Source organism: Micromonospora sp. CPCC 205546 (genome assembly GCF_036902715.1).
In the GTDB taxonomy this organism is placed as follows: domain Bacteria; phylum Actinomycetota; class Actinomycetes; order Mycobacteriales; family Micromonosporaceae; genus Micromonospora.
On the sequence record NZ_JBAKHL010000110.1, the window covers coordinates 1 to 14,637 of the forward strand.

The window sequence follows — 14,637 nt, forward strand, 5'->3', positions numbered from 1 at the left end:
AATCCTTGAACGCCCGCTACCGGCGGGCGGTCAAGGCCCGCGGCCACTTCCCCAACGAGCAGGCCGCGTTGAAGTGTCTGTACCTGGTGACAAGGTCCCTGGACCCCACCGGAGCAGGCAGAACCCGATGGACCATGCGCTGGAAACCCGCATTGAACGCCTTCGCCATCACCTTCAGCGACCGCTTCCCGAACGCCGAGACCTACTAACCAAGATCGCCGGAAACACCCTTAGCGAGACAGGCCCCACACCGCCGCAGGGGCTGCGATGCGATCTTGCGTAGCATCTCCCGCGCGAGAAGTGGCCGGGTTGGGCGGAGCCTCGTACGCGGGTCTGATGAGGGGCACAGGTTGGTAGGCAGAGGTCACCTACTCAACCTGGAGGTACTGCGATGCGTGGCAACGGAGTGATCCTGAAGCGATGCGGGTGTCGCCACCCGGAAACCAGGCAACGCCTGGAGTCAACCTGCCAACTGCTGAGCCGGCGTGGTCACGGCAGTTGGTACTTCCACTGCTCGGTGAGCACCCTCACCGGGCGGCGGGAACGTGTCCGAAGCGGCGGGTATCTGACCCGTGGGGATGCCGAGCGGGCGCGGGACGCGCTGCTGGCCAGGTCGACCGAGGAATGCACCAGCGACACCTGGACGGTGTCCCGCTGGCTGCGCTACTGGCTGACGACCAACCTCGGCATCCGCCCCAGCACACTGCGCTCCTACACCGACCACGTCGAGCACCAGCTCATCCCTCACCTCGGGCGCCACCGCCTGACCGACCTCACCAACCTCCACGTCACGGCGACGTTCGCCGACATCGCCCAAACACCCAACCGCCACGGCCGGCCGCCGACCCCGTCGACGCTGCACCGCATCCGCGCCACCTTGCGCTCCGCCCTCAACGCCGCGATCCGGCACGGGCTCCTGCGCGACAACCCGGCGCGATTCGTCAGACTGGCCAAACCGAGACGACCCCAGGCCCGAGTCTGGACCGACCACCGGGTACAGGCCTGGCGCCAACACGGCGAACGCTATGCCGTCGCGGTCTGGACCACCCAGCAGTTGGCACACTTCCTCAACCACACCGCCGACGACCGGCTCACCGCGATGTGGTGGCTCATCAGCCTGCGCGGCCTGCGCCGCGGCGAAACCGCCGGACTGCGCTGGGTCGACGTCGACCTCGACGGCCGGGTGATCACCATCGACCAACAACGCATCGCCTACGGCCAGACCGTCACCGTCGGCCCACCCAAGACCGCCGCCAGCCGACGCACCATCGCCCTGGACCACACCACCGTCACGATCCTGCGCCAACACCGCCGCCGACAACTCACCGAGCAGACAGAGCACACAGCCGACTGGACGGACTCCGGCTACGTCTTCACACAACCGGACGGGCAGCCGCTACACCCGGACTACCTGACCCGCCACTTCCGGCGCCTCGTGACCGACTCCGGTCTCCCACCCGTCCGTCTGCACGACCTGCGCCACGGCGCGGCCAGCCTCGCCCACAGCGCAGGCGCCGACCTGAAAGCCGTTCAGGAGCAACTCGGTCACACCAGCATCGTGCTCACCGCCGACACCTACACCAGCGTCCTGCTCGACCTGCACTTCACCGTCGCCGAAGCAACCGCCCGCCTCGTCCTGGCCGCCGCAGCCCGCGTCCCCGGCCGCAAGCACCGGACACCCACACGACACCCACGAACCGCAGCAACACCCACCGCCCGACGGCCCAAAACGTTGCCAGGAACCAGAAGCCGGCGCGAGCCCCACCCAGGGGCTGGCCGCGCCCACGTGACACCCAAACGACACCCAAAGATCAAGGCCGCATAGCCAGATGGCTATACGGCCTGATCATTGCTGGTGCGCCGCCAGGGACTCGAACCCCGAACCCGCGGATTAAGAGTCCGCTGCTCTGCCAGTTGAGCTAGCGGCGCTCGCTGGCAACGGGGAGAAGATTAGCACGCCTCCCGATCGGGGTTCCAATCCGATCCCCGGGTCCCCCCTTCGGTCGAGCTTAACGGGCATTCACGGACAAAACATATGGCCAGACGACGACAGGGGGCGGATGAGGGGCGGCCATGCGGCACGATGTGCGCCAGGTACGCGAGAACAGAGGTGGGGATGGGCATGTTCGCGCGGGCCGGGGCGATGGTGGGCGCCCTCGGCCTGGTGGCGTCGCTGGCTCTGACGGGCTGCGACGCGAAGCAGGAGAAGAAGGCGGAGTTCGTCGGCGGCACCGCGCCGGCCGCGTCCGCCGAACCGGGCGCGACGGGCACGGCCGCCGAGCCGGGCGCCCCGGCCGCGCCGAGCGGTCCGCCGCTGAAGGTGAGCCCGACCGACGGGGGGAAGAACAGGCCGGTCAGCTCCGAGATCAGCGCAGAGGTGCCCGGCGGCGGGAAGGTGTCCAGCGTCACGCTGACCGCCGCGAACGGTAGCCGGGTCGAGGGGCGCCTGCGCGCCGACGGCTCGTCCTGGGTGCCGTCGAAGCCGCTGAAGTACGGCACCCGCTACACGGCCACGGTCACCGCCACCGGCTCCGGCGGGGTGACCAGCCAGGGCACGAGCACCTTCACGACGATGGCGAAGCCCAGGTCGGTGATCAGCTCCGGTCTCTACCTCTTCGACGACAAGACCTACGGCGTGGCGATGCCGGTGGTGACCGAGTTCCACCCGGGGATCCCGAAGAAGGACCGGGCCGCGGTGCAGAAGCGCATGTTCGTGCAGACCGACCCGCCGCAGCCGGGCGCCTGGCACTGGGTGGAGAACGGCACCCAGGCCTACTACCGCGCGCCCGAGTACTGGAAGCCCGGCACCACGCTCACCGTCCGCATCGCGCTGGCCGGCATCCCGCTGAGCAACGGCCGCTACGGCAACGTCGACCGCACGGCGACCGCCAAGATCGGCCGGGCCTTCGAGATGACGGTGGACAACGCCACCAAGAAGATGACGGTGTACGAGGACGGCCAGGTGGTCCGCACCCTGCCGGTGAGCCTGGGCAAGAAGAAGACCCCCTCCTCCAGCGGCACGATGGTCGTGATGGAGAAGAAGGAGTCCACGGTCTTCGACACCCGTGACGATCCGGACCCGGCGAACCGCTACGTCACGGACATCGACTTCGCCCAGCGGCTCACCTGGGGCGGCGAGTACATCCACGCGGCGCCCTGGTCGGAGCACGTGCAGGGTCGGCAGAACGTCTCACACGGCTGCGTCAACGTCTCCATGGCGAACGCCCGCTGGCTGTTCGGCAAGACCAAGGTGGGCGACCCGATCACCATCAAGGGCACCGAGCGCAAGCTGGTGCCGGGCAACGGCTGGACGGCGTGGAGCCTGAGCTGGTCCGAGTTCGTCAAGGGCAGCGCCGTGCCGGTACCCCAGAGCGGCGAGGCACCGGCCTTCTGAGGACACCCGAGCGACGATCCGGCGACCGGCCCGCGCCCGCGGGCCGGTCGCCGTCCTCGTGGGCCCGGTCGCGCCGGAAGGCGAGCATTCCTCCGGAAAGCCCCGGATCTTATCAACATGCGGACATCTCGTACGGCGTGTTTCGGTTCACCTTGCGGAACGGGTACCTGTCACCGTGCGTCAGTGAGGGACGATGGGCAACCGGGGACCACGACTGTGAGGAAATCATGCGAGCTGTCCACAACCAGCTGATCCGGCGCGGCGACGACCGGCGGGACGGCCGACGTCGCGGGTTCGCGGCGGCGGTGCTCGCCGTGACGCTCGCGCTGGCCTCCGCCTGCACCGACGGCGGCGGGGGCAAGCCCTCGGGATGGCAGAACGGCGCCGACCAGCCCGCCGCGCCGAAGGCGGCGGCCGTCATCGTCGAGCCCAGGGCCGACGCGAAGGACGTGCCCGCCTCGACCGGCATCACCTTCACGGCGACGGAGGCCGAGGAGACCAGCGTCGAACTGAAGGACTCCGCCGGCGCGGCCGTCGAGGGCGCGTTGGCCGCCGACGGGAAGAGCTGGCTGCCCACCGGCGCGTTGAAGTACGGCGAGACGTACACCGCGACGGTGACGGCGACCGGCGACGACGGTAAGCCGGCCACGGCGACCAGCACCTTCACCACCATGGCGAAGCCCGGCAAGCAGGTGCGGATCAGCAGCTTCCTGGGCGACGACCAGGTCGTCGGCGTCGGTATGCCGCTGATCGTGAAGTTCAGCCGGGCCGTTCCGGAGGACTACCGCGACGACGTGCAGAGCCGGATGACGGTCACCTCCTCGCCGGCCCAGGAGGGCATCTGGCACTGGGTCAGCCCCACCGAGATCCGCTACCGCCCGAAGACGTTCTGGCAGGCCGACAGCGAGGTCTCCTACCGCGTCCAGGCCGGCGGCCTGCCGCTGGGCGACGGTTGGTACGGCCGGGCGGACCTGAGCGTCGGCATCAAGATCGGCCCGGCGGTGGTCATGACGGTGGACAACAAGACCAAGCGGATGACGGTCACGAAGAACGGCTCTGTGATCAAGACCATCCCGGTCAGCCTGGGCAAGAAGAGCACCCCGTCCTCCAGCGGCACCATGGTGGTGATCGAGAAGCTGCGCAAGACGGTCTTCGACACCTTCGAGGAGCTGGGTCCCGAGGAGGGCTACCGCACGAAGATCGACTACGCCCAGCGGCTGACCTGGGGCGGCGAGTTCATCCACGCCGCGCCCTGGTCGGAGGGGCAGCAGGGCCGGGTGAACGTCTCGCACGGCTGCGTGAACGTCTCGATGGCCAACGGCGCCTGGCTGTTCGCCAACACCCGCGTCGGCGACCCGATCACGGTCAAGGGCACCGAGCGCAAGCTGCAGAACGGCAACGGCTGGACCGACTGGAACATGAGCTGGGAGCAGTACGTCAAGGGCAGCGCCCTGCCGTACGAGCCGCCGACCGACACCGCACCCGAGGAGAGCGCCGAGCCCTCGGCCACCCCGACCACCTGAGCCCGGAACGCCGAAGGCCCCCTCCGCGCGGAGGGGGCCTTCGGTAACCGGGTGACTGATGGGAATTGAACCCACGACAACCGGGACCACAACCCGGTGCTCTGCCAACTGAGCTACAGCCACCATGCCTTCCTCGCCCGGTCGATCGCCCCGGGCGGGGTGCGGACCAATAATAGCCCCACCCCCGCCCGCCGCGTCCAGCGGGTTCCGTCGGTCGGCTCAGAGCTCGGCGGCGATCGCCTTCGCGGTCTCCACGTCCGGCCCGGGCAGGGGCACGAAGAGGGTCCGCCGGTAGTACTCCAGCTCCCGGATGCTCTCCCGGATGTCGGCCAGGGCCCGGTGCGCGAGCCCCTTCTGGGGCTGGCCGAAGTAGACCCGCGGGTACCAGCGGCGGCACAGTTCCTTGATCGACGAGACGTCGATCATCCGGTAGTGCAGGTGCGCGTCGAGGCGCGGCATGTCCCGGGTGATGAAGCCCCGGTCGGTGGCGATCGAGTTGCCGCACAGCGGGGCGGTGCGCGGGTCCTTCACGTGGGTGGTGACGTAGTCCAGGACCATGTCCTCGGCCTCGGCGAGGGTCACCGTCGAGCGCCGGACCTCCTCGGTCAGCCCCGACTTCGCGTGCATCGTCGCCACGATCTCCGGCATCGCCGCCAGCGCCGCCTCGTCGGCGTGGATCACCACGTCGACGCCGTCTCCGAGCACGTTGAGATCCGGATCGGTGACGAGCGCGGCGACCTCGATCAGCTTGTCGCCGCCGAGGTCCAACCCGGTCATCTCACAGTCGATCCAGACGAGAAGATCAGCCACCGGGACAGCCTACGCGCAGCCCGCCCGGCCGCGCGCCCGCGCACCAGGGCGCGAGGTGACCGCTAGGGTTTCCCCGTGCCAGCCGAACCCGCCGCACCGCCCGCCGTCACCGACGACGATCCCGGTGGCCGTACGGTCCGTCGGCTCGTCGCCGTGCTGGCGCTGATCGCCATGCTGCCGGCGCTCTACCTGCCCGGCCTGGTGCACGACTTCTTCGACCTGAAGATCTACATGCGGGCGATGGACTGGTGGGCGGCCGGCAACCCCCTCTACGACTACGCCCAGCCCGACCGGGTGCAGGGCGAGCTCTTCTTCACGTACCCGCCGTTCAGCGCGCTGCTGCTGCGCCCGTTCGCGCTGCTGCCGCTGGGCGCCGCCGTGACGATCTTCACGGCCCTGACCGTACTGGCGGTGGTGGTGACCACCCGGTGGCTGCTCGCGCCGGTGATCGCCCGGCACGGGCTGCCCCGTGTGTTCACCCTCACCGTGGCCGTCCTGCTGGTGCTCGCCGTCGAGAGCACCCGCGAGACGATCACCTTCGGTCAGATCAACATGTTGCTGGTCGTGCTGATCCTGGCGGACCTGCTCTTCGCCGTACCCCGGGCGAGCCGGTGGGCCGGTGTGGGCATCGGGTTGGCGACGGCGCTCAAGCTCTTCCCGGGCATCTTCATCGTCTACCTGCTGGTCACCCGCCGCTGGCGGGCGGCGGTGGTGGCGAGCGTGACGGCCGCCGCCGCGACCCTGCTCGCCGCAGCGGTCGCGCCGCGCGACTCGTGGCGGTTCTGGACCCACGAGCTGTGGGCCACCGACCGGGTCGGTCGCACCGACTACACCGGCAACCAGTCGCTGTTCGGCCTGCTCAGCCGTATCACCGCCCCGGAGAAGCCCAGCCAGGTGCTGTGGCTGCTGCTGGTCGCACTCGTCGCCGGGTACGGGCTGTGGCGTGCCGCGCGGGCCGCCCGCGCGGGGGACGCGCTCACCGGCCTCGCCCTCACCGGGCTGGTCGGCGCGCTGGTCAGCCCCATCACCTGGACCCACCACATCTACTGGTTCATCCCGGCGGTGGTGGTGCTGGCGGACGCCGCGCTGAGCACCGACCCCACGACCGGCGAGGGCGCCCGCCGGCGACGTCGGCTGGTGGCGCTCGCCGTCGGCACCTCCGCCCTCATCGTGTACGGGGTGGTGACCTTCCACGACTGGGGCGTGGCCGCGGTGCGTACGGACTCGCCGGGCGAGTTCCTGGCCCGCAACACGTACGTGCTGCTGAGCCTGCTGCTGTTGGTGACCCTGCCGGTGCGACGTCAGCGCGGCAGGTCGCATCAAACGGACACTCTTCCCAAGTAACCCCGTTCGTCGCTAATCTGGTCCCAACTATCTCAGACGTCTCTCGGGTAGCACCGATCCCCCGGTGAGGGCGGCCCTCCGCGTCGGCAGCGCGGAGGGCCGTTCGCCGCCCTGGGCCGGCCTCGGGGTGCGCGGGTCAGCGTGGGTCGTCCGGCGACTGCTGGCGGACGTCGGCAGCGGTGGAGGGCGGGCCGACCTCCACGTCGACCGGGTCGGCCGTCTCCTCGCCGGCGACGGGCGGCCAGGCCAGCGTGAGGTTCACCTCGGGCGGCCGGCGCGCCGGGTCGCCTCCGGCGAGGTCGGCGAGCGTCGCGGGGCGACGGGCGGGCACCGGCCCGATCGCCGGCGGGACCCCCGTGGCAGGGGCGCCGACCGAGGCGAGCTGACGCCCCGCGACGTGGGACCGGTCGCTGTCCCGGGTCGGCTGCGCGCCGAGGCCGCTGAGCGAGGTCACCCCGAGGCGGCCGGCGAGCACCGGCACCTGGTCGGGCTCGACCACGAAGACCACCTCCCGGGGGCGCACCGGGCGCAGCAGGAGCAGGGCCAGCGCCACCGCCAGCACCCCGCCGGCCAGCAGCCCGGCGGTCGCCGGAGCGGTCCAGCCGGCGCGTAGGCCCGCGCGCAGTTGCAGGGTCAGGTCGGCCCGCCCGTCGGGGCGCATCACCACCAGGCTGAGCCGCCGGTCGGCCAACTCCCCCGGGGTCCACTCCAACCCGCCGATCCCCTCACGCACCCAGAAGGGCTGGCCGATCGGCCCGGTGGCGACGGACGGCGTGGGCACGGCGGACGGCCCGGGAGCGGCCGGCGGCGTGGCACCGGCGGACGGCCCGGGAGCGGCGGACGGCGCGGCACCGGCGGGCTGCAACCGGACCGGCAGCGGTCCGCGGGCCAAGGCCACCCGGCGTACCTCGGCGTGCGGGACCGGGTCGAGCCAGCGCCGCACCTCGTCGGCGGGGGCCAGCCCGACGAAGGCCGGGCCGTCGGGGGTCCGCGCGTCCAGCCGGAGCCGGGACTGCCCGGCCCGGGCGAACGGCGCCTCGGCCCGCAGCAGCTCGTCGACGTCCCGGACGATCACCGCGTGACCGGGGGTCTGCACGGTCTCGAACCGGGCGCTGAAGGCGCCACCCGGGTCGGCCTGCCGGGCGAGCAGCGCGAGCGCCCCGCCGGCGAGCAACGCCGTGATCCCGACCGTCAGCAGCAGCATGGCGGCGACCACCCGCACGAACCGCATTCGCTTCGTCCCCCTCCGTAGCCGGATACCCGGCCGACCTTACCGACGCGGGGCGACTGATCAGCGGATATCCACGGCACGGGTCCGGAAAGCGGCCGGCCCGCCGGAGGGATCTCCGACGGGCCGGCGGGCGGTACAGGTCACTCCCGCGACGTCGGCGCCCGCCGCGTACGCGAGAACGCGAGCCCGCCGAGCAGCAGGCCGCCCACGCCGGCGACCAGGCCGGCGACCGCGAGCCCGGTGGCCACGCCGTCGTCGTCGGCGGCGTCGTCATCGTCGGCGTCGGCCTGCGGAGCCGCGGCGCCGGTGGGGGCGGCGGACGGCGAGGCAGCCGCGAGGGTGAGCACCGGGGCGGGGCTCTCCGGCTCCTCGCCGCCGGGCAGCGGCTCCTCGATCCACCGCTGCACGTTGCCGTCGGAGTAGGTCTGCAACGTCTTGAAGACCATCGTCCCGACCTGCGGCAGCGGCCCCATCGAGACCGGGAACTCCTGGAACTGCCCGGGCTTGACGGCCGCGTCCCCGGTGGCCGTCCAGGTGAGCTTGGAGACGACCTCGCTGAGCTGGCTGCCGTGCACCTCGACCGGTGGGTCCACCTTGCGCTTCTCCACCGCCACCGTCCAGCCGGGCACCGGCATGGTCGACACGGAGCCGACGGGCGCGTTCTCCGGGAGCACCACCTCCAGTTTGGTGGTGGAGGCCGTGTCGCTCTCGTTCGGCACCCGGAAGGCGAACCGGCCGTAGCCGCCCTGGGTGGCCTCCTTCGGGTTGACCGTGACGTGGGCCGAGGCGGGCGTCGCGAAGCCGAGGACGGCGGTGGCGACGGCGCCGAGCGCCAGGGCCGCGGCGGCGCTTGCGGTACGCCGGAGACGGATCATGCTGCGGGCCTTCCTGTTACCTGATCGGCACGGTGGCGGTCACCGTGGCCTGGTCGATGTCCGACGTGCGGACGGTGATGCGCAACTGCCACTCCCCCGCCGCCGGGAAGTTGATCTCTCCGGTGGCGTGGTTGTCGGTCAGCGGCAGCAGCGGGACCCGGATCGGTTCGATCCCCGCCGCCGGCAGGGCGGCCGTGGCCCGCCACTCCACCACCGGCTGGGGCCGGTTGTCCTTCGTGTACGCGTAGAAGTGCACGGTGTTGTTGCCCCGCTCGGCCGGGTCCAGCTCGATCTGCAGGGAGTAGTTCGGGCTGGACAGCGTCGTGGAGAAGAAGCCGCCCGTCGCGCCGGCCACGTCGGCGCCGGCGGTGCGGGCCGGGGTGGTCTGCACCAGCACGGCGGACAGGCCGAGGACCACCGCCGTGATCGCCAGCTCCGCCCAGACCGCCCGCCGCATCGACGTCGGCCGGCCGGCCGCGGTGCGGCGGCGCACCAGTTGCCGGGAGTACGCGGCCACCGCGATCACCAGCACGAAGAGCCCGATCTTGCCCAGCACCAGCCGCCCGTAGAAGGTGTCGACCAGCGCGCGGGGGGTGGCCACCTCGATCAACGCCTGGACGGTGCCGGCGAGCAGCAGCGCCGAGACGGCCAGCGCCGCCCAGCGCGACCAGATCGGCAGGATCGCGCCCAACTCCCGCTCGTCGGCCCAGGGCAGCAGGAAGGCCGCGAGCATCACCAGCCCGCCCATCCAGACCGCCATGCCGCCCAGGTGCACGGCGTCGACGACGACGGAGACCGCCGGGGCGGGCGAGGCCGCCGGGTGCCCGGCCAGCGGCCAGGTCACCAGCGCCGCCGCCCCGAGCACGCCCAGGATCACCAGGTCGCTGCGCTCGACCGGCCCCGCCATCAGGGGCCGCAGCAGGAACGCCGCCGCGGCCAACAGCCCCAGCCGGACCAGGTGCGCCGCGCCGAAGGAACTGCCCAGCACCTCGCTCAGCCCCTCGCCGGTCACGTCCCACACCGACCCGCCGGCGGTGTAGGGGACCTGGAGCAGGAGGTTCGCCACCGTGGCGACCGCCAGCGTGCCGAGCCCCGCCCAGGCCAGGCGGGCCGGGCCCCGCCGCGGCAGCCGCCGGGGCCAGAGCGCGGCGAGCACCAGCGCCGGGCCGACGAGCAGCAGCAGGCCGGCGTAGCCGGCGTACTTGGCGACCTTGACCGCGTTGCCGACGACCGGGTCGGCCCGGCTGTCGTCCCCGCTGTCGACCGGTGGGGTCGAGGGGGCGCCGACGGAGTAGGTGAACGCGCCCGAGACGGGGTGGCTGTCGGCGGAGATCACCCGGTAGCTGACCAGGTAGGTGCCGCGCTCCCCGGCGGAGTCGACCGGCACGGTGACCACGGTGCCCTCGAAGGTCGGTTCGCCGCGGTCGGCGCGGGAGCCGTCCGGTGCGATCACCCTGATCTTGCCGGGCACCTTGCGTACGGCCTCGCTGAAGGTCAGCACGACCTCCGCCGGCGCGTTCGACACCACCGACGAGGCGATCGGGCTGCTGCTCACCAGCACCGCGTGGGCACGGGCGGGGCCCGCCGGGGCGATCAACAGGGCGACGACGGTGACCAGCAGGCCGGCGGTGGCGATCAGCCGGGCGGTCCAGCGGCGGTTGGCGACACTCATGCCGGCAATGCTCTCGAATCCGACCGACCCGGCGCGACGCCGGCCCCGCCCGGCGCCGCCGGAACCCGCCCGGGCGGCGCGACGTCAGCCATGGCGGGCCAGGAGTGCGATCGACGGCCGGCGGTCCGGTTCGTCGCTGACCCGTCCCAGCGCCCACAGCAGCCCCGCCTGCACCACCGCGGCCAGGTGGCCGACCTCGTGCACCAGGACGGTCGTCGAGTTGGCGATGTCCACCGCGCTGGTGCCGGCCAGGCAGACCGCCAGCACCAGCGCCACGGGCACGAACGCACGCGCCCGCTCGGGCCGCCACGCGGCCAGCGCGAAGCCGACGGCCAGCGCCACGTCGAAGGAGGCCATCTCGCGGCTGGTGTGCGGGTCGACGGTCACGCCCAACCCGGCGAGCAGCACCGGCAGCGCGATCGACAGCTGGGCGACGGCGGCCACCGCCACCGCCACCCGCAGCACCTGACGGCGGGCCGCGCGGGACGCCGCCCGCGTACGCCCGGCCGCCAGCGGGTCGGCGGCAACCGCCGCCAGCACCGACGCGGTCAGGTCCGGCACCGCCACCGCCCGCACCCGGACCAGCCGGGTCACCTGCTCGGCGCGGGTCAGCCAGGCGCGGCAGCCGGGGCAGCTCTGCGTGTGCGCGTCCAGCACCGCCGGCGCCGCCAGCGGGTCCTCGCCGTCCAGCCGCGCCGACAGCGCCGCACGTACGTCGTCGCATGTCATGTTGGGGGTAGTCGTGCCCCACGCCGGAATAGTTCCCGAGGTGGCGCAGGCCATGGAAGGGCCGAAGGACCCTCCCGGCCCCGGCACCGCGGCGTAACCTGGACTGTCGTGATCCCCGCCCCGCGCGAGACCCCCGCCGCCAGTCCGACCGGTGACGCGGGCGCCGCCGCGCGGGAGTCGGCGACCGAGTGGGCCCTGGCCGCCCGCGACGGGGACCCGGTCGCCCAGGCCGCGTTCGTCCGGTCCACCCAGGCCGAGGTGTGGCGCTTCACCGCCGCGCTGGTCGACCCCGACAGCGCCGACGACCTGACCCAGGAGACCTACCTGCGGGCGTTCCGGGCGCTGCCGGCGTTCGAGGGGCGCTCCAGCGCGCGGACCTGGCTGCTGGGCATCGCCCGCCGGGCCTGCGCCGACCACCTGCGCACGGTCGTGCGTCGCCGCCGCCTCGGCGAACGGCTCGCCGCACACGCCTGGACCGACCGGCCGCACCCGGACCCCGCGGGTCAGCTCGGCGCCACCGACCTGGTGCGCCGGCTGCCCGCCGAGCGACGCGCGGCGTTCGTGCTCACCCAACTGCTCGGTCTGTCGTACGCCGAGGCCGCCGCCGTGGAGGGGGTGCCGGTGGGCACCATCCGCTCCCGGGTGGCCCGGGCCCGCAACGACCTCGTCGAGGCGGTCGGCGACGCCCTCGCCGGATGACCGGGAACTTCCCCCGGGGACGGGACGACCAATGATCGTGACCGCACCGCACACCCGGGCCGCCCGCTGGCCCGCCGTCCGTCCCTGGCTGGGTGTCGCCGTCCGGCTGGGCCTGGCCGCCGTGTGGCTGGTCGCCGGTGGCAGCAAGGTCGGTGACCTGGCCGCCTCCGGTCGCGCCGTCAACGCCTACCAGGTCATGCCGTACGACCTCGCGACGGTGATCGGCGCGGCGCTGCCCTTCGTCGAGCTGGCGCTGGGCCTGCTGCTGCTCCTCGGCCTGGCCACCCGGCTCTCCGCCGGGGTCTCCGCGGCGCTGCTGGTGGTCTTCGTCGTCGGCATCGTCTCGGCCTGGAGCCGGGGCCTGGCCATCGACTGCGGCTGCTTCGGCGCCGGCGGGGAGCTCGCCGAGGGCCAGAGCCCGAGCTACCTCCCGGAGATCCTCCGGGACCTGGGATTCCTGGCGCTGGCCGGTTTCCTGCTGATCTGGCCCCGCACGCCCGTCTCGGTGGACGGCTGGCTGGCGGGGGACGCATCCGTGGAGGACGAGGATGAGTAGTCGCAAGGGGCAGAAGGGCGCCGCCCGGGTGGTGCGCGAGCAGCTGGCCCGGGAGCGGCGACGCAAGCGGACGCTCTGGGTCTCCGTGGCCGCCGTCGCCGTCCTGGTCGTCGCCGGCCTCATCGGCTGGAGCGTCTACTCCAGCCAGCGCTCCGACGACTTCACCGCGCCGACCGGCGCGAACGAGGCGGGCACCGGGGTCGTCGCCGGCTCGGGCCCGGTCACCGTCGACATCTACGAGGACTTCCTCTGCCCGGCCTGCAAGCAGTTCGAGCAGGCCAGCGGGCCGACCATCGACCAGCTCATCAGCGAGGGCAAGATCCGGGTCGTCTACCACCCGGTGGCGTACCTGAACCGCTTCTCCAGCACCCAGTACTCGACCCGGTCCTCGGCCGCCTCCGGCTGCGCGGCGGAGGTCGGCCGGTACCGGGAGTACGCCAAGGCGCTGTTCGACCGGCAGCCGCCGGAGGGCGGCGCGGGGCTCAGCGACGAGGAACTGGTCGACATCGCGGCGGGCGCCGGCATCGACCGGGACGGCTTCGCCTCCTGCCTGCGGGAGGGCACCTTCAAGCCGTGGACCGAGCACGTGACGGAGGAGGCCAGCAAGGCCAACATCACCAGCACCCCGACGATCCTGGTCGACGGCGAGGAGATCGCCGACCGCAGCCCGGAGGGGCTCAAGGCGGCGGTGGGGGCGGCCGGCAAGTGATCCGCGACCTGGTGACCCGTGCCGGTCTGGTGCTCGTCGGCGCGTTGACCGCGACGGTCGCGCTCGCCGGCCCGGCCGCCGCGCACGGCGCGGACGCCCCCGACGGCACCGACTACCGCACCGCCGTGAGCGCCGTCACCCCGGCCCGCCCGGGTGTGAGCGTACGGGTGATCGAGGCGGGCGCGCGGCTGGAGCTGACCAACACCGGCGACCGCCCCGTCGAGGTGCTCGGCTACTCCGGCGAGCCCTACCTGCGGGTCGGCCCCGACGGCGTGTACGAGAACGTCCGCTCCCCCGCGACGTACCTGAACCGGACCATCGCCGGGGACACGCGGCTGCCGGCCGAGGCGAACCCCGCCGCCGCCCCGGACTGGCGAAGGGTCGACGGCTCCGCCACGGTGCGCTGGCACGACCAGCGGGCGCTCTGGCGGGAGTCGGCGCCGCCGCCGCAGGTGCGTGCCGCCCCCGACCGGGAGCACCGGGTGCGGGACTGGACGGTGCCGCTGCGCACCGGCACCGAGGCCGGGGAGATCCGCGGCACCCTCGACTGGGTGCCACCGCCGGACGCGTACGTCTGGTGGGTGGTCGCCACGGTCGGGCTGCTGGCCGTGGGGGCGCTCGGGTTGCTGCCGGCCCGCTCCGGGCCCGGCGCGCGGGCGCTGACCGGGCTCGGCGCGCTGCTGGTGCTCGGCGGGGTGGCCGCCGTGGTGTTCACCGTCGGCCGGGAGCTGGACGCCGGCGCGCGGGGCGTGGCCGGGGTGCTGGTCGGACTGCTGGGCGGGCAGGTCTGGGCGCTGCTGACCGGGCTCGGCGCCGTCGCCGCCGGGGTCTTCGCGTGGGCCCGCCGGCCGGCCGCCGACTTCGCGCTGGCGCTGGCCGGGGCCTGCCTGGCGCTCTTCGCCGGAGTGGCCAACGCCGCCGTCTTCGCCCGCGCCGTCGCCCCCGTACCGTGGCCGGCCACGACGGCCCGGATCCTGATCGCCCTGATCCTCGTCGCCGGCGCCGGCGCCACCGCCGCCGGCGCCCTCCGTCTCCACGCCACCCTCCCCCCCCCCCCCCCCCCCCCCCCCCCCCCCCCCCCCCCCCCCCCCCCCC

Annotated in this window: 14 protein-coding genes and 2 tRNA genes; 9 read left to right on the forward strand and 7 right to left on the reverse strand. The window is 73.2% G+C overall.

Annotated elements, in window-relative coordinates; translation table 11 throughout:
- Together V6U77_RS28410 and V6U77_RS28415 are read left to right on the forward strand one after the other, a co-directional pair.
- A partial coding sequence (locus V6U77_RS28410; RefSeq protein WP_334609829.1) for a transposase occupies positions 1–209 on the forward strand: 209 nt, incomplete at its 5' end.
- Between the two features lie 308 nt (positions 210–517).
- Complete coding sequence (locus V6U77_RS28415; protein WP_334609830.1) at positions 518–1,825, forward strand: site-specific integrase; 1,308 nt, start codon at positions 518–520, stop codon at positions 1,823–1,825.
- Between the two features lie 28 nt (positions 1,826–1,853).
- On the opposite strand, the gene V6U77_RS28420 is transcribed toward V6U77_RS28415, so the two are convergent.
- Positions 1,854–1,929 (reverse strand) — tRNA-Lys (locus tag V6U77_RS28420).
- 187 nt (positions 1,930–2,116) lie between these two features.
- Between V6U77_RS28420 and V6U77_RS28425 the strand changes: the two genes are divergently transcribed.
- Positions 2,117–3,394, forward strand: coding sequence for a L,D-transpeptidase (locus V6U77_RS28425; protein WP_334609831.1), 1,278 nt, complete (start codon positions 2,117–2,119; stop codon positions 3,392–3,394).
- A 227-nt stretch (positions 3,395–3,621) separates the two neighbouring features.
- Positions 3,622–4,917 (forward strand): L,D-transpeptidase, encoded by a 1,296-nt coding sequence (locus tag V6U77_RS28430; RefSeq protein ID WP_334609832.1) that lies wholly within the window; start codon positions 3,622–3,624, stop codon positions 4,915–4,917.
- Positions 4,918–4,967: 50 nt separating this feature from the next.
- Here the strand turns inward: V6U77_RS28430 and V6U77_RS28435 are convergent.
- Positions 4,968–5,040: transfer RNA gene (locus tag V6U77_RS28435), tRNA-His, on the reverse strand.
- Between the two features lie 96 nt (positions 5,041–5,136).
- On the reverse strand, positions 5,137–5,727 hold the full coding sequence (gene orn, locus V6U77_RS28440) for an oligoribonuclease (RefSeq protein ID WP_334609833.1): 591 nt from the start codon (positions 5,725–5,727) through the stop codon (positions 5,137–5,139).
- 75 nt (positions 5,728–5,802) lie between these two features.
- On the opposite strand from orn, the gene V6U77_RS28445 reads away from it, so the two are divergent.
- Positions 5,803–7,071: a glycosyltransferase family 87 protein gene (locus V6U77_RS28445; protein ID WP_334609834.1), complete on the forward strand. Its 1,269-nt coding sequence runs from the start codon at positions 5,803–5,805 to the stop codon at positions 7,069–7,071.
- Positions 7,072–7,207: 136 nt separating this feature from the next.
- Here the strand turns inward: V6U77_RS28445 and V6U77_RS30125 are convergent, their stop codons facing one another.
- From V6U77_RS30125 to V6U77_RS28465, 4 genes are all read right to left on the reverse strand, one after another.
- Positions 7,208–8,302, reverse strand: a complete 1,095-nt coding sequence (locus tag V6U77_RS30125; protein ID WP_442934534.1) for a hypothetical protein — start codon at positions 8,300–8,302, stop codon at positions 7,208–7,210.
- 140 nt (positions 8,303–8,442) lie between these two features.
- Entirely contained in the window at positions 8,443–9,177 is a 735-nt protein-coding gene (locus V6U77_RS28455; RefSeq protein ID WP_334609835.1) for a YcnI family copper-binding membrane protein, read from the reverse strand.
- A 16-nt stretch (positions 9,178–9,193) separates the two neighbouring features.
- Positions 9,194–10,858 carry a copper resistance CopC/CopD family protein gene (locus V6U77_RS28460; RefSeq protein WP_334609841.1) on the reverse strand — a complete coding sequence of 555 codons (1,665 nt, stop codon included), beginning with the start codon at positions 10,856–10,858 and terminating at the stop codon, positions 9,194–9,196.
- Positions 10,859–10,933: 75 nt separating this feature from the next.
- Positions 10,934–11,578: a zf-HC2 domain-containing protein gene (locus tag V6U77_RS28465; RefSeq protein WP_334609836.1), complete on the reverse strand. Its 645-nt coding sequence runs from the start codon at positions 11,576–11,578 to the stop codon at positions 10,934–10,936.
- A 108-nt stretch (positions 11,579–11,686) separates the two neighbouring features.
- Between V6U77_RS28465 and V6U77_RS28470 the strand changes: the two genes are divergently transcribed.
- The 4 genes from V6U77_RS28470 to V6U77_RS28485 all read left to right on the forward strand — a co-directional run.
- Complete coding sequence (locus V6U77_RS28470; protein WP_334609837.1) at positions 11,687–12,277, forward strand: sigma factor-like helix-turn-helix DNA-binding protein; 591 nt, start codon at positions 11,687–11,689, stop codon at positions 12,275–12,277.
- Between the two features lie 31 nt (positions 12,278–12,308).
- Positions 12,309–12,833, forward strand: a complete 525-nt coding sequence (locus tag V6U77_RS28475) for a MauE/DoxX family redox-associated membrane protein (RefSeq protein WP_334609838.1) — start codon at positions 12,309–12,311, stop codon at positions 12,831–12,833.
- Entirely contained in the window at positions 12,826–13,542 is a 717-nt protein-coding gene (locus V6U77_RS28480; protein WP_334609839.1) for a DsbA family protein, read from the forward strand. Before V6U77_RS28475 ends, V6U77_RS28480 begins: the two co-directional genes overlap by 8 nt.
- Before the next feature lie 11 nt (positions 13,543–13,553).
- The coding region (locus V6U77_RS28485) for a hypothetical protein (protein ID WP_334609840.1) at positions 13,554–14,637 on the forward strand (1,084 nt) is incomplete at its 3' end.

Coding starts and splice junctions, on each gene's coding strand:
- V6U77_RS28475 (WP_334609838.1), top strand. CDS start 12,309: ATGATCGTGACCGCACCGCACACCCGGGCCGCCCGCTGGCCCGCCGTC.
- V6U77_RS28430 (WP_334609832.1), top strand. CDS start 3,622: ATGCGAGCTGTCCACAACCAGCTGATCCGGCGCGGCGACGACCGGCGG.
- V6U77_RS30125 (WP_442934534.1), bottom strand. CDS start 8,302: ATGCGGTTCGTGCGGGTGGTCGCCGCCATGCTGCTGCTGACGGTCGGG.
- V6U77_RS28480 (WP_334609839.1), top strand. CDS start 12,826: ATGAGTAGTCGCAAGGGGCAGAAGGGCGCCGCCCGGGTGGTGCGCGAG.
- V6U77_RS28455 (WP_334609835.1), bottom strand. CDS start 9,177: ATGATCCGTCTCCGGCGTACCGCAAGCGCCGCCGCGGCCCTGGCGCTC.
- V6U77_RS28465 (WP_334609836.1), bottom strand. CDS start 11,578: ATGACATGCGACGACGTACGTGCGGCGCTGTCGGCGCGGCTGGACGGC.
- V6U77_RS28425 (WP_334609831.1), top strand. CDS start 2,117: ATGGGCATGTTCGCGCGGGCCGGGGCGATGGTGGGCGCCCTCGGCCTG.